Annotated in this window: 11 protein-coding genes; 2 read left to right on the top strand and 9 right to left on the bottom strand. The window is 44.0% G+C overall.

Annotation, left to right across the window (positions count from 1 at the left end; genetic code table 11):
* Window positions 1-647: 647 nt before the first annotated feature.
* Entirely contained in the window at window positions 648-1,613 is a 966-nt protein-coding gene (locus tag H3S94_RS07240; protein ID WP_198231120.1) for a 1-phosphofructokinase family hexose kinase, read from the bottom strand.
* 82 nt (window positions 1,614-1,695) lie between these two features.
* Window positions 1,696-2,847: a ribonuclease D gene (rnd, locus tag H3S94_RS07235; RefSeq protein ID WP_198240667.1), complete on the bottom strand. Its 1,152-nt coding sequence runs from the start codon at window positions 2,845-2,847 to the stop codon at window positions 1,696-1,698.
* A gap of 148 nt (window positions 2,848-2,995) precedes the next feature.
* Here rnd and aspS point away from each other — a divergent pair, with 148 nt between their 5' ends.
* Complete coding sequence (gene aspS / locus H3S94_RS07230) at window positions 2,996-4,786, top strand: aspartate--tRNA ligase (protein WP_198240666.1); 1,791 nt, start codon at window positions 2,996-2,998, stop codon at window positions 4,784-4,786.
* A 78-nt stretch (window positions 4,787-4,864) separates the two neighbouring features.
* Here aspS and H3S94_RS07225 read toward each other — a convergent pair whose 3' ends face one another.
* Window positions 4,865-6,142, bottom strand: a complete 1,278-nt coding sequence (locus H3S94_RS07225) for a hypothetical protein (RefSeq protein WP_198240665.1) — start codon at window positions 6,140-6,142, stop codon at window positions 4,865-4,867.
* A gap of 131 nt (window positions 6,143-6,273) precedes the next feature.
* On the opposite strand from H3S94_RS07225, the gene parC reads away from it, so the two are divergent.
* Complete coding sequence (parC, locus tag H3S94_RS07220; RefSeq protein WP_198231116.1) at window positions 6,274-8,523, top strand: DNA topoisomerase IV subunit A; 2,250 nt, start codon at window positions 6,274-6,276, stop codon at window positions 8,521-8,523.
* A gap of 95 nt (window positions 8,524-8,618) precedes the next feature.
* Here parC and queF read toward each other — a convergent pair whose 3' ends face one another.
* From queF to lexA, 6 genes are all read right to left on the bottom strand, one after another.
* The gene (gene queF, locus H3S94_RS07215; protein WP_198240664.1) at window positions 8,619-9,089 is read right to left on the bottom strand and encodes a preQ(1) synthase; all 471 of its coding nucleotides are present in this window, start codon (window positions 9,087-9,089) and stop codon (window positions 8,619-8,621) included.
* 42 nt (window positions 9,090-9,131) lie between these two features.
* A complete protein-coding gene (queC, locus tag H3S94_RS07210; protein ID WP_198240663.1) occupies window positions 9,132-9,839 on the bottom strand; it encodes a 7-cyano-7-deazaguanine synthase QueC in 708 nt (235 codons plus the stop codon).
* An 85-nt stretch (window positions 9,840-9,924) separates the two neighbouring features.
* Window positions 9,925-10,548: a YrbL family protein gene (locus H3S94_RS07205; RefSeq protein WP_225868160.1), complete on the bottom strand. Its 624-nt coding sequence runs from the start codon at window positions 10,546-10,548 to the stop codon at window positions 9,925-9,927.
* Window positions 10,549-10,577: 29 nt separating this feature from the next.
* Window positions 10,578-11,324, bottom strand: a complete 747-nt coding sequence (locus tag H3S94_RS07200) for an arginyltransferase (protein ID WP_198240662.1) — start codon at window positions 11,322-11,324, stop codon at window positions 10,578-10,580.
* Window positions 11,325-11,441: 117 nt separating this feature from the next.
* On the bottom strand, window positions 11,442-12,755 hold the full coding sequence (gene rimO / locus H3S94_RS07195; RefSeq protein ID WP_077992188.1) for a 30S ribosomal protein S12 methylthiotransferase RimO: 1,314 nt from the start codon (window positions 12,753-12,755) through the stop codon (window positions 11,442-11,444).
* Window positions 12,756-13,077: 322 nt separating this feature from the next.
* A complete protein-coding gene (gene lexA / locus H3S94_RS07190) occupies window positions 13,078-13,797 on the bottom strand; it encodes a transcriptional repressor LexA (protein WP_198240661.1) in 720 nt (239 codons plus the stop codon).
* Between the last annotated feature and the right edge of the window lie 1,424 nt (window positions 13,798-15,221).

The raw sequence follows: 15,221 nt of genomic DNA, 5'->3' as shown, positions 1-15,221 counted from the left end.
AAGCAGACAATAAACCGGAGTTCGTCAAATAAACCGGCACTTACGAAAAACCGGAGTTCGTCTAATAAACCGGTACTTACTCAGTTCACGACCTTTTTTGAACCAGCAATAGCCGGTTTGATGAAGTGCACCTCCTTGCTCAAAGCATGAGAGGCAATTTACCGCTTCAATCGTTCAAGCTTCCTTGCCACTATAGTCACCGCCTGATGTTGAACACTTTCTCTTTTCAAGCTTGCCGTTTTCCAGGCAATATTGCGGCGGCTTTTCTTTTTAGAACGAGATTATGTAACACAGCCGCAACATATACCGGAATTCACGAAGTTACTCTTCAATGTGCAATTTTGACTATCGAACCCGTTTACTCCGGATGTTGCGCAATGAAATGTTTTCACAAAAAGCACAAAACCGTTGTCGATAGATTTTTTTAGATTTAAATATGCCTGACCTGACACAATCAGGCGTTAAAAACATCGGGCCATGTAAAACTGTTCAGCGGCTATTCACTTCACCCGTAAATTCACTTCAAACCGCAATTTTCCAAAATTTTGCAGTTATAATTACGCAGCAAAATATATCTGGAAATCCTGCTAACCAAAAACGGTCTAACAATGAAATTGTCGTGTTTTCTCATGTCTAACCGTACTTGCTCACTCTTGAGATAGTGGTGCAGAACCCGCATTCTTACCCTTACGAGCAAGATAGTTATAAAGTCGTTTGATGTTGGGTAATTGACAAAGACCATTGCCTTTTTCGGCCACTGCTGCTGTGCCGCAGGCGGTAGCTAGCCGGAAAGCATCTTCCGCTTCCCAACCAACAGCCAGCCCATGAACCATACCGGCTACAAAGCTGTCTCCGGCGCCGGAAGCGCTGATAACCCGAACGTGAGGCGAGGGAAGATAAAGTGTCTTATCTTTTGTCGCCAGCACTGCTCCCTGATGTCCGAGTGTCACAGTGATAATATCCGAAGCTCCTTTGAGACAATATTCTTGAGCAGCTTTGGCAATATCATCAGTCAAATTATAGGTTTTTCCTGTGCACGCCTCAAACTCGCCCTGACTTGGTTTTACGAGTGTCAAACCGCCTTTTTGAAGAACATGTTTAAGCGCATCTCCTGACGTATCAATAACAATACGGGCGTTGCGCTTATGAGCAATGTCTATCAGCATATCATAGACATCAATTGGAACATTACGTGGCAAACTACCGCTTACGACAATCCAGTCCCATTCAAGCTCTTTGGTTGTTTCGACTACCGCTTTCCATTCAGCTTCTTCCATGACAGGGCCTTCGGCTACAAAGCGGTATTCCATGCCGGAAGCTCTTTCATGAATGACATTATTGACGCGTGTATTTCCGGAAATAGAAATTTTAATGCATTGAATGCCGCGATCTTCCAAAAGATGATTCAATACATTCCCCATAATTCCGCCGCTGGCATAAAGTGCCTTCACGTCACCACCAAGACGATGAATAACCCGTGCGACATTGATACCGCCACCACCGGGGTGAAAACTCTCGTCAAAAGTTCTGATCTTGTGGGTAGGGCGCACCACTTCAGCTTCACTTGCTGCATCAACGGTAGGATTGAATGTAACTGTCAGGACTTTTTCCATTATCTGCCTCTGCAAACAAAGCACGCTTTTCTGCGGAACTAAAAAAGCTGTATATAAAGCTCGTCTGATTATCTCTCTACAGCTAAAGTTCTTTTGTCAATATTTTACCGTTATGAAAGTAAAATCCCAAATGGCCATTCAACATTTTTTCGGCTTTTTTTCCGAAAATATTATACCGCCATCCTTGCATGGCGGATAAGGTGTCGAGGTGGTCTTGTTTGGCTATTTTTTCCAGCTCGTCATTATTTGCGATAATGCGCGGAGCTATATCTTCCTCATCGGCCACGAGCTTTAAAAGAACACGCAACAGTTCGATTGCGGCGGCTGTGCCATTTCCCGTTGCCACATGTTTGTGTATCGCTGGCAAATTATCAAGTTCAACAGAAAGACCTTTTTGTACCGCTTTCAACAATTCGGCAGCGCTACCGGAATGTTCCCAACCTTTCGGGATGCTGCGCAATCTGGATAAAGCCATCTCGTCTTTAGGGTGTTGTATGGCAATCTCGACAAGACATTCGTCTTTTAATATACGTCCCCGTGGAACATTGCGATTTTTAGCTTCCTGTTCACGCCAGGCTGCCACTTGTTGAAGGACAGCAAGCTCCCTCGGTTTACGTATGCGACCCTTTATTCTTTTCCAAGCTTCATCATTCGGCATAATGTAGGTTTTTGGAGAGGTGAGGATCGACATTTCGTCGTCAATCCAATGAGTTCTACCGTTTTTATCGAGCTTTTCCTCAAGATATTTATAGACATCACGTAAATGGGTTACATCAGCCAAAGCGTAAGACAATTGTTTATCGCTCAGTGGACGCCGACTCCAGTCGGTATAGCGGGAGGATTTATCAATATGTTCGCCGGTTATGCGCTCGACAATTTGTTCATAGGAGACACTTTCACCGAATCCGCAAACAGAACCGGCAATCTGCGTATCAAATAGCGGTGTAGGAATAATATTGCCGAGTTTATATATGATTTCGACATCCTGCCGCGCAGCATGGAAAACTTTTACCACATTTGTATTCGCCATTAATTTGAACAATGGCGACAAATCGATTTCAGGTGAAAGCGGATCAACGATCACAGCAATATCGGGAGAGGCCAACTGGATCAGACAGAGTTCCGGCCAATAGGTGGATTCTCGAATAAATTCGGTGTCTACCGTCACAAAATCGGATTTTGACAGTGTCGATATAACGTCTTCGAGCGTATGTGTATCAGTAACAAGTTTCATATTTCAGGCTATAACGCATTATATTGTATTTGTCTTTTGCTATATTTTTTCATACACAATCCTTCGATAGCTTGACAAATGGGCGGTAAAATGCGCTTTTTCGCACAAGTTTATTATTTCAGAATGCATGTAACAAAAAGGCAAGACTATGCATCGGTATCGCAGTCATAACTGTGCCGCTCTTCGTAAGAGCGATGTTCAATCGAAAGTTCGTCTCTCGGGATGGGTTAATCGTGTCCGTGACCATGGCGGAATATTGTTTATCGATTTGCGTGATAATTACGGCATAACGCAAATTGTTGCTGATCCGGATTCGCCAGCCTTCAAAGTTGCCGAAATGGTTAGAAGCGAGTGGGTTTTGCGTGTTGACGGAGAAGTTCGCGCTCGTTCCGACGATACGGTAAACAGCAATCTACCAACGGGTGAAGTTGAGGTATTTGCCAACGAAATCGAGATTTTGTCGAAATCGGACGAATTGCCATTACCTGTTTTTGGCGAACCGGATTATCCCGAAGATATTCGCTTGAAATATCGTTTTCTGGATTTGCGGCGCGAAACATTGCATAAGAATATCTTGCAGAGAACAAAAATAATCGCTGCCATTCGCCGGCGTATGCAGGAAGCCAATTTTACCGAGTTTTCTACGCCGATTTTGACGGCGTCATCACCGGAAGGTGCGCGCGACTTTCTTGTACCGAGTCGCATTCATCCGGGAAAATTCTACGCTCTCCCACAGGCGCCACAGCAATATAAACAACTTTTGATGATGTCGGGATTTGACCGGTATTTTCAGGTCGCACCATGTTTTCGCGATGAAGATCCACGCGCCGACCGCCTTCCTGGTGAATTCTACCAATTGGATATGGAAATGAGTTTCGTCGAGCAGGAAGACATCCTGCAGGTTATGGAACCGATCATCCGTGGCATTTTCGAGGAATTTTCCAATGGTAAACCCGTCACGCAGAAATTTCCACGTATTCCATATAATGAAGCAATGAGAAAATACGGTTCCGATAAACCGGACCTGCGCAATCCCATTGTTATGGAAGAAGTGAGCGAACATTTCCGCGGATCCGGTTTCAAAGTATTTGCCCATATATTGGAAAGCGACGATAAAGCCGAAGTGTGGGGCATACCAGTCAAGACAGGTGGCAGCCGCGCTTTTTGTGATCGCATGAATTCCTGGGCTCAGGGCGAAGGACAACCGGGGCTCGGTTACATTTTCTGGCGTAAAGAGGGTGACAAAATTGAAGGTGCTGGCCCGATTGCAAAAAATATCGGACCGGAACGCACCGAAGCCATACGCAATCAGCTTAAGCTTGCCGATGGTGATGCATGCTTTTTTGTAGCGGGCGATCCCCGTAAGTTTGCTTTATTTGCCGGAGCTGCAAGAACACGTGCGGGCGAAGAGCTTGGCCTGATTGACCGTGACCAATTCGCGCTGGCATGGATTGTCGATTTTCCTTTCTATGAATGGAACGAAGACGAAAAGCGGATCGAGTTTTCCCATAACCCGTTCTCTATGCCGCAGGGTGGCAAACAGGCATTGGATACTGAAGAGCCTTTAAATATCAAGGCTTATCAATATGATGTCGTCTGCAACGGTTTCGAGCTGGGATCTGGCGGTATACGTAACCATTCACCTGAAACGATGGTTCGTGCATTCGAGATTGCCGGACTTTCACGAGAAACAGTTGAAGAGCGTTTCGGAGCACTTTACCGCGCCTTCCATTATGGAGCCCCGCCGCACGGCGGAATGGCCTGCGGAATTGATCGTATGGTTATGCTGCTTCTGGGTGTCAAAAACCTGCGTGAAATATCGCTTTTCCCGATGAATCAACAGGCTCTTGACCTTCTCATGGGAGCGCCTTCGGAAGTGACGGCAGCCCAATTGAGCGAATTGTCGCTGCGTATTGCGCCGATGAAAAAAGATAACTGATAAATAGAAATGCCAATCAAAAAAAGCCCGGTTTTACCGGGCTTTTTAATGACTGAAACAATTTTGTAATTGCGTAGGCTATTTGTTGGCTTCTACCTTCAGTTTTATCAAATCAATAAGTTTAGCCATAGAGATACTTCCGGTAGCATAGAGCACCGGCAAGGGAACCGATTTGTCGGGAGTAGCACTGACGGTAAGTGACTTCGGATTATCAAGAAAATTTCCGATTTGTTCCGATGTCACTTTGACGAAATCCGGATCATCAATCTGGCCCCCCAATAATGGCAACATTGCCTTGGTTTGCTTTATGAAATCTTCGCGTGTTACACCATTTTTTTTCGCATAATAGTCGAGGATTCTATTGGTAAGGGAATTATCATCATAACGTATAGAGACATCGCCAAATTTTAGCTGTTGGATAATTCCAAAAACACTCAACATCTCGGCCGTTGTATCATCCGGGTTATTCGATCTCTCCAACTGCTTCAGAACGCCGATATTTTTGACAAAATCTTCTGTAAGTCCTTCAACATTTGTGGTGATCGCCAGTTTTCCGCCGTTATCAATGGTAATCTCGTTCTGGTCGCCAATATATTTGCCGCTTTCGATATCCCAACTGGCATGAACATTCAAAGAACCCGACAGCTTGTCATAGCCAATATCTGTTAGCCATTTAGACGCCCCGGAAATGCCGGTCTTGTTTGGCTCGTAACTGAAAGATTTTATGCCGACTGTAATGTCTACACCGTTCGTACCGTTTTTGAAGAGATATGCTATCTTCAGATCTTCGGCATTAAAAACTGTCTGGTCGGCCGGTGACAAATAGATCTGAGCTACTTTTACACTCTCATAGGGGAATTGAACAAATAAGGGATCAGCATCTTTTTTCGGTGTAAGCCTGAGTTTATCTATAGAGATGTCTTTCAAATTCCCTGTAGCATCTGAACTTGTACTCTTCAGCAGAGGTATGGAAACATTTTCTACAAAATAAGTGCCATCCTGACCTTCCGTTACATTTTTAAAGCGCAAGCTGTCGATTTTATCAAAAACAACGCCCTTGGCGGTACTCACATTTTGATCCGGTTCTTTCGATTGTTTGTCCGACGGTGAAGATTGATCGTTTTCCTTTCCACTATTTTGCAACTCCTGAAGCTTTATAGTTACATCACGCAAAACGATATCGTTGCCGTCAGCTTCACAATTCGATGAATCAATCGATAGTTGAGTATTTTTGATAGTTTCTTGCAAGCGGGAATTGAATGCATTCGGATCAACCGCCCATGAGTTCAGGTGAACCGTTGTTGCAGCAAAAAAAGTGCAAGTTGTTAGTAAGAATGCTTTTTTGAATTGTCTCATTGGAAGATACCTTCTCTCTTCGGACGCTTTGAAGATTAGATCTGTCTTGGTGTCATTCCTATCATAGTTAAGTAAGGCTGGAAACAAGTCCATGACTTGCGGTAGATTCTGCGAATTGCTATTCGATACCTATGTCAAATAAAGTGATTCGTTTATCCGAAAAAGACCATATAGAGCCGATAGAATTGCGTTCTGCATTGCAGGAACGTTATTTGGCTTATGCACTTTCTACGATTATGGATCGTGCATTGCCCGATGTCCGCGATGGATTGAAACCGGTTCATCGGCGCATCCTCCACGCAATGCGCCTATTAAAATTGAACCCCGATCAGGCTTACGCAAAATGCGCTCGTATTGTCGGCGATGTGATGGGAAAATTCCACCCGCATGGCGATTCATCTATCTATGATGCACTTGTGCGGTTGGCTCAGGATTTTGCTGTTCGCTATCCGCTTGTAGACGGGCAGGGGAATTTCGGCAATATTGACGGCGATAATGCTGCTGCAATGCGTTATACCGAAGCACGAATGACAGAAGTGGCGACGTTGCTTCTTGACGGTATCAACGAAAATGCTGTCGATTTTCGCCCTACTTACAACGAGGAAGATGAAGAGCCGGTTGTTTTACCGGCTGCCTTTCCTAATCTTTTGGCAAACGGGTCTTCCGGTATCGCTGTCGGTATGGCAACGTCAATTCCGCCCCATAATGTAGCCGAGCTTTGCGAAGCCGCAACATTTTTGATTGCACATCCGGACGCGACCAACGATGATCTGGTTAAATTTGTAAAAGGCCCCGATTTTCCCACCGGCGGTGTGTTAGTGGAACCGGCGGATAGTATACGTGAATCCTACAGAACCGGACGTGGTGTCTTCCGTCTTCGTGCACGTTGGCATAAGGAAGAGGGAAGTCGCGGTAGCTATTCTATCGTTGTTACAGAAATTCCTTATCAGGTACAAAAATCTCGACTGATTGAAAAGACGGCCGAGTTGTTGCTCGCCCGTCGCCTGCCAATGCTCGACGATATTCGCGACGAATCGACAAAAGATATACGCATAGTTCTGGAGCCGAAAACACGTACAGTGGATCCGGAATTGTTGATGGAATCAATCTTCAAGCTTACAGATTTTGAAGTCCGTGTCCCTCTCAACCTGAACGTGCTTACCCTTGGAAAAATACCGAATGTTCTTTCACTCGGTCAGGCTTTGCAACAATGGCTCGATCACCGCAAAGATGTCCTTGTGCGCCGTTCCGAATTCAGACTGCATGAAATTACACGCCGTCTCGAAATTTTGGGCGGTTACCTTATTGCTTATCTCAATCTTGACGAAGTCATCCGAATTATTCGCGAAGAAGATGACCCCAAAAAACAACTCATGACAAGCTTTTCTCTGACTGAAAATCAGGCAGAAGCAATTCTGAATATGAGATTGAGATCGTTGCGAAAACTGGAAGAAGTCGAGATTCGTAAAGAATTCGACACTTTAAAGGCAGAGGAAGCCGAACTTGATGCGCTCTTGCAATCCGACATAAAACAGTGGAAAGCAATTGCAAGCGAAATTGCCAAGGTTAAAAAAGTTTTCGGCCCGGATAGCCCGCTTGGCAGGCGACGCACGAGTTTTGAAGACGCTCCCGATCACGATATTAAAGATATCGAACAAGCGATGATCGAGAAAGAGCCGGTAACAATCGTTATTTCAGAGAAGGGCTGGCTAAGAGCACTTAAAGGGCACTTGAGTGATTATTCCGGCCTTACCTTCAAGGAAGATGACAGGTTAAAAATCGCATTTCCGGCTATGACAACAGATAAGATCATTGTTATGAGCACCGGTGGTAAATTTTTTACCATTGCAGCGAATGCATTGCCGGGCGGAAGGGGACATGGTGAACCTATTCGTATTCTCGTCGATATGGATAATGATGAGGATATATTAACCGCTTTCGTCCACGAGGAAGACAGGAAGTTGCTGCTTGTCTCTTACCATGCAAACGGATTTATCGTGTCTGAAAACGATGTGCTTGGAACGACGCGCAAGGGTAAGCAGGTTATGAATGTAAAACAGCCTGACGAAGCAAAACTGTGTTTGCCAGTTACCGGTGATCATCTGGCGATCGTTGGCGAAAACAGAAAAATGCTCATTTTCCCGCTCGATCAAATCTCCGAAATGACCCGTGGCAAAGGCGTGCGCCTGCAACGTTATAAAGACGGTGGCGTCAGCGACGCTATTACTTTCGATCTATCCGAAGGCCTTACATGGCGTGATGCAGCAGAAAGAAACTTTACCCGTGGCGCTGCCGAACTCGTTGAATGGTTTGGAACCCGCGGCAGTGCAGGGCGGATGGTACCAAAAGGTTTTCCAAGGTCCGGAAAGTTTTCAGGCTAATTCAAAACAATTTTTACAAGTCTACGCGCTGTAAACAATAGTTGGAATTAACTTGCTTTAATTAATCGTCATAGTGGTTATTTGACAGTTATCTATTAACCACGACCACGGTAATTGGGTACATTTTGTTCCGGAATCCAGACGTTTTCCGGCTTTTTTCCGGTTTGCCAGAAGACATCAATAGGTATACCCCCGCGAGGATACCAATACCCCCCGATGCGTAGCCAATGTGGTGACAATAATTCCACCAAACGACGGGCTATCGTGACCGTGCAATCTTCATGAAATGCACCGTGATTGCGGAATGATCCCAAATAGAGTTTCAGCGACTTACTCTCGACAAGCCATTTGTCGGGAACATAATCAATCATCAGATAAGCAAAATCCGGTTGACTGGTGATTGGACACAAAGAGGTAAACTCCGGCGCAGTAAAGCGCACACAATATTCGACATCCGCCTGAGGATTGGGAACGCGTTCCAGAACGGCATCTTCAGGAGACTCCGGAAAAGGGGCCTTCTTTCCTAATTGTTTTAAATTTTCATAAATTGAATGGTCTGAAGTCATCGACAAGAACCCTGAGAACAGAAATTGAAACAAACAAGAATGCTATTTTAACAACTTGCTATTTTTATTACGCTTGACAGCTTCAATCCAGAATTCATTATCTTCATAAATTGTTGGATCATCCACTCCGGCCAATGCGAAAGCTTCCCGCCGTTCAACGCAGGTTCCGCAGCGCCCACAATGGTGTTCTCCTCCTTTGTAGCAAGACCAAGTCTTAGTAAAAGGAACGTTGTATTTTACACCATCTTTAACAATATCCGACTTGTCGCAGCTCACATAGGGCGCAACGAGCTGACATTGCCCTTCCAGTGATAATTGTTCCATTGCGTTGAACGCATTGATAAAATTTTCACGGCAATCGGCGTAAATAAAATGATCTCCACCGTGTACTGCAATAGCAACGCTATCGCCATGTTTAGCCGAGGCAATAGCAAAGGCGATCGAAAGAAAGACAGCATTCCGATTGGGAACGACCGTGGATTTCATATTATCTTCGGCATAATAACCATCGGGAACATCAATATTATCGGTGAGTGATGATCCGGAGAGATTCTTTCCGATTGCGGAAATATCAATTGGATAATAGTCCGCGCCAAGAGCACGCGCACATTCTTTCGCAAAAAACAGTTCTTTTTTATGCCGCTGTCCGTAATCGAAAGAAATGATACCTTGAAGGCTTTTCTCGTGAGCCAGACGATAGGCGAGGGTGACGGAATCAAGTCCGCCTGAACAGATAAGATAGGTTTTCATTTTATCCCTTGTTTTTGAAACCGGGTGGGCTGCGACCGGTGTCTTTTACAGCTATCAAAGGCTTTGATAGCTGTAAAGCCTGTCATTACTTTCCGTTTTTTATTCGCTCCATAAAGCGCTGGAAACGTGCATAAACTTTAAGATTTTTCTTCGCATTGATCGAAGGAAAATAGGTTCTGAATTTCAATGCGGACTTTTCCGATATGCCATCAATAATAACAATTTCCTGTTTGCCATTTCGATGGGCAAGAACCAAATTCCACGGATTCAAATCATATAAAATAACATCGGTTTGTTTGACCCAATTCTCGAATTCATCAAGTGCATCGCGAATGGGGCTTACATCCTTGGCAAAGGCAGCTACCGGTTGCGCATAATTATTGTTCTCATCTTTTTCGGCTCTAACCACGAGCCCCCAACCGAGATCGGTTTGCTGAAGCCCGACAACCGAAAACATGTGCGGCAGCAAGGTTTCAGCATGAGGATTGACGCGGACAATCTCGAAGAATTCGTGCATATTGACAGAATTGGCACCCAACGGCTTAAAACGCTTTTTCCATTCGGCTACTTGTCTGGTTTTAGCAATCCATTCAGGGCGCAGAACTTTCACCAATAAGTCGGGGTTGTCGGGATGAACGAAGACCAGACGTGCATTTCCCTTGAAACGAGGCTTGCACCCCTTCAACTCGATCATCTCTTTAGACAACATATCAATTTCCTCGGCAGATAAACTCTGTCTTATTCTTTTGTTAACGTCCATCCGCTGGATGTCAAATGTTCTTGAGGACGGTAACGGGATTTATAGTCCATTTTCGGTGAACCTTTGACCCAATATCCCAGATAAACATAGGGAAGCCCCAATTGACGAGCTTTGCGGATGTGATCCAAGATCATGAACACTCCAAGCGAAGCGTGTTTTTCATATGGTGAATAAAAAGAATAGACCATCGAAAGACCATCATCAACTTTGTCGGTAAGAGCGGCCGCAACAAGCAAAAAATTATTTTTCTTATTCGCGTCACCGGATAGCTTTCTTCTATATTCGATTAATGACGTTTCAACCTCGGTATCTTCAACCATCATCCGGTAATCCTGAAATGTCATATCGCTCATTCCACCGCCGGCATGACGAACGCCGAGATAATTTTTAAAAAGCGAATATTGCTCCTCTGTTGCCTCACTCCCGCAAACTTCACCGACGAGATCGGCATTTTTTTTGATAATACGTTTCATTGTTCGATCAGGAACAAAATCATCCACGACAATGCGCACCGATACGCATGCGTTGCACCCGTCGCAAACAGGGCGATAAGCAATATTTTGGGAACGTCGAAAACCGCATTGCATCAAAACGGTATTTTTATCTTTTGCGAATTGTCCGGTGAGATAGGTAAATACTTTTCTCTCCCAATGCTCGGCGAGATACGGGCAGGGCGCCGGAGCTGTAAGGAAAAATTGTGGTTCATCTTTATCGCTGTGTGTCATGCTTATCGCATTTAAAGATACCGTCAAGTTGAAACAAATTTACATTTACATAGAAAACTATAGCGCAATCGCCGATCCTTCAAGGAATGATCTTTAAATAAACAGTGATCCTACCGCCTAAACTATCATACCATAGAGATCATAATCATCCGACTGTTCAATCTTTGCGGTGACGAGTTCTCCCGTCCGTATGGGACGACGTGAAGTCAAATGCACGACACCATCAACCTCCGGAGCATCATATTTCGTGCGTCCAATGCCTGTATGGCCATTCGCCTCGTCTACGAGAATTTGCAAACGTTTGCCGACTTTCTTCTTGAGCAAATTGGCCGAAATGGATTTTTGATGAACCATAAAACGGTCCCAACGGCTTTTCTTGACATCATCAGGGACTATTTCCAGCCCCATATCATTGGCCGATGCACCCTCAACAGCCTCATATTTAAAACATCCAGCCCGATCTATCTTTACTTCACTCATCCAATCAAGAAGCATTTTGAAATCTTCTTCGGTTTCTCCCGGAAAACCGACAATGAACGTTGATCTTAAAGCAAGATCAGGACAGATTTTGCGCCATTTCTCGATGCGCTGATTAATTTTTTCCAAATGCGCAGGACGCTTCATGTTGCGTAACACGTTGGGGGACGCATGTTGGAACGGTATGTCAAGATAGGGCAGAATTTTTCCATCGGCCATCAATTCGATGACATCATCGACATGCGGGTAGGGATATACATAATGCATCCGCACCCAAACACCCATATCGCCCAATTCTTTGGCGAGATCATAGAACCGTGCGCGAACCGTACGGTCTTTCCATGGACTTTCGCTATATTTAAGATCAAGCCCGTATGCACTGGTGTCTTGGGAAATGACAAGTATTTCCTTGACGCCTGCTTTCACAAGCCTTTCCGCCTCCCGCAGCACATCGGATGCCGGTCGGGAAACCAGATTTCCCCTTAATTGTGGAATAATGCAAAAACTGCAATGATTTGAACAGCCTTCGGAAATTTTTAAATAAGCATAGTGACGAGGCGTCAAACGTATTCCCTGAGGAGGAACAAGATCAACAAACGGGTCATGGACAGGCGGTGCAGCTTTATGAACAGCCTCCATAACACTCTCATACGCCTGAGGACCTGTAACAGCCAATACATTCGGATAAGTTTTTGTTACCACTTCCGGCTCTGCACCAAGGCAGCCGGTTACAATGACTTTACCGTTTTTCTTTAATGCGTCGCCGATATTGGCCAGCGATTCATCGCGGGCCGAGTCAATGAAAGCACATGTATTGACGATAACAAGATCCGCACCATCATGTCTGGGTGCTATTTCATATCCTTCAGAGCGCAATTTTGTAATGATGCGTTCAGAATCGACAAGTGCCTTAGGACATCCTAAAGAAACAAAACTAACGCGAGGAGCTGACATATCACTTCCTGTAGAAGACACGAATTTCTAAAAACGATCAGATGAGACCTAATCTATTTTGTTAAAAATACAAGTTTGTTAAAAATACAAGGCTGTTTTGCAAAAATTTCGCCAGTCCTGCCGCAGGACATATCCATCTATTCGCATTTTCATTATATCCGGACGATAATCTCGCCCGAAAAACCTCAAACGCCGCTTCTCTCCCGAACTCGTTAAAACAGCTCTAATAGAACTTCCGTCATTCCCGTTGAAAAACACTATCCGACAATTATGATTGAATTTTTTTACACCATAAACATTTAAAACATTCAATGACGTGAGCTTAATAGCGGCGTATCAAGCCGACAAGCTTGCCTTGAATTTTGATACGATTAGGACCGAATATCCTTGTTTCATAAGCAGGATTTGCAGCCTCCAAAGCAATAGACGCACCTTTTCGCCGATAACGTTTCAAGGTTGCTTCTTCATCATCAACAAGTGCCACAATAATTTCACCGGGATTTGCTGTATCTCCACGTCTGATTATAACGGTATCACCATCGAAAATTCCGGCATTAATCATAGAATCGCCCTTGACTTCCAGCGCATAATGTTCGCCGCTGCCCACCATATCGGATGGTAGAGAAAGCATATTTGTCTGGTTCTGGATTGCCGAAATAGGAACACCGGCCGCAATTCGTCCCATTACTGGAACATTCACATTGGCTGCCTGCCCACTTTCGCCACTCGACAGTTCCCTGCGAACAACATTCTTCATATTCTTGTTTTTCTGGCCATCTATAACACTGGGTGAAAACTTCCTTACGCTATTCATCGCAGGTGACATTGTTTCCGGCAGCTTCAAAACTTCAAGAGCGCGCGCACGATTGGGAAGGCGACGTATAAATCCACGCTCTTCCAATGCCGTTATCAACCGATGAATGCCGGATTTTGAAGCGAGATCCAAAGCATCCTTCATCTCGTCATAAGAGGGGGGTATACCGGTTTCTTTTAGCCGGTTATGAATAAACAGAAGCAACTCATACTGCTTGCGTGTTAACATAAAACTCTCCAATGATGCGAATCAACGAGAAACAAAACCAGAACGTACACTATATGTTCTAGTATTGTTCCACAAGTTATTTTGCGTTTTATGTTCGTATTTTTATTTTTATGTTCAAATATCCAATCTAACAGAACGTAAAATTATTTCTAACGAGTTCTGCAACATAAAATTCATCCCGATACGACCTAAAAATCGTGACTTTTATGAGAAATACATTTTTCTTCTATAGGGCTTCAAAGATTAAAGAGCATGAATTTTCTATTTTCAAAAACTTGTCTGATCCGATAGTCGATTTAGGTTTTTGACAGATCATGGACGAGTGCAAAGCGATATGGCCGTAAATATGGCAAGGGATGCAGTCAGAATTTTCCTTCTATGAGCGATTGCTTGCGCAAGGCGGAACGGCGTATTTATAGGCTAGCCATGAAAACCGACGAATTTGAATACAATAAACGCTCATAAAACAGGTTTAACATAAATTGACCTGCGACATTTCAAATCGGCAATGAGACATCATCTGGCAAAGACGAAAATTCCATAGCTGAAAAGGACGAAGTTTTCATTGGAAATGCCGATACGTTGTCGGGTGAATATTGGCATAGAAGGCATTGCGGATTGTTCGAGTGAATGGCCATATGTTATTATAGAAAAAGAAAGCGTCCATGTGATTTTGAAAACGGCATCTATGTGATTTAAGGAATTGAGTGTCTTGACGTGATAGTTGCACAATTGTTGTTTTTTAACGGTTCTCGCCCCTCCTATACAAAAAGTTCCATAATATATCTTATGCAATTATTCGAGAATAAAACTCCAGCGGCAAAAAGTACGAATGAACGAGTGAAAAAGCGCCAAAAAGCCAGAATAAGCGAATGACCAAATGACCAAATGCAGAACGATAGAACGGATAAAATGACAAGATGCCAGAATGTTAGAATGTTAGTTAGACTGACATATCCTGCTATCAAATACCGGTATAGAATTTTTATCGATCAGCGAGAAAACGGATTTTCGCCTCTTTTCCATATCTTTCGAGTTTTGGTGAAACCTCTTCCCTCGGCTTTTAAATTGCATTAGAAACCCGATTTCACAAACAAGTCTTAACGATAGTTCGGCAGAGTGCTTCAGTCATAGTTCGGAACGCTGTTTCGATTGTCGTTCGGAATGCTGTTTTGATGATGTTTTGGTATCATTCCGCGGCTATTTCAATTTCCATTTTTCGATCAAGCACGTGAATATCAATGATAACACGTGAATATCAATGACGAATGGTAGTGAATGTTCGGGCTTGTTTCACTTGCCGGATTTTACCATGCATCTTCAAATTGCATTCACTATCTTCCGATAGAATTGCGACTTTAAATTTTTCTGAAGAGCTGTCGATTTTAAAATCCATCCGAAAAAGCTTTGAAGTTTTTCGCGAT

It is taken from the genome of Bartonella sp. B10834G3 (assembly GCF_016102505.1).
GTDB lineage: Bacteria > Pseudomonadota > Alphaproteobacteria > Rhizobiales > Rhizobiaceae > Bartonella > Bartonella choladocola.
This window is presented reverse-complemented; position numbering and strand designations above follow the sequence as displayed.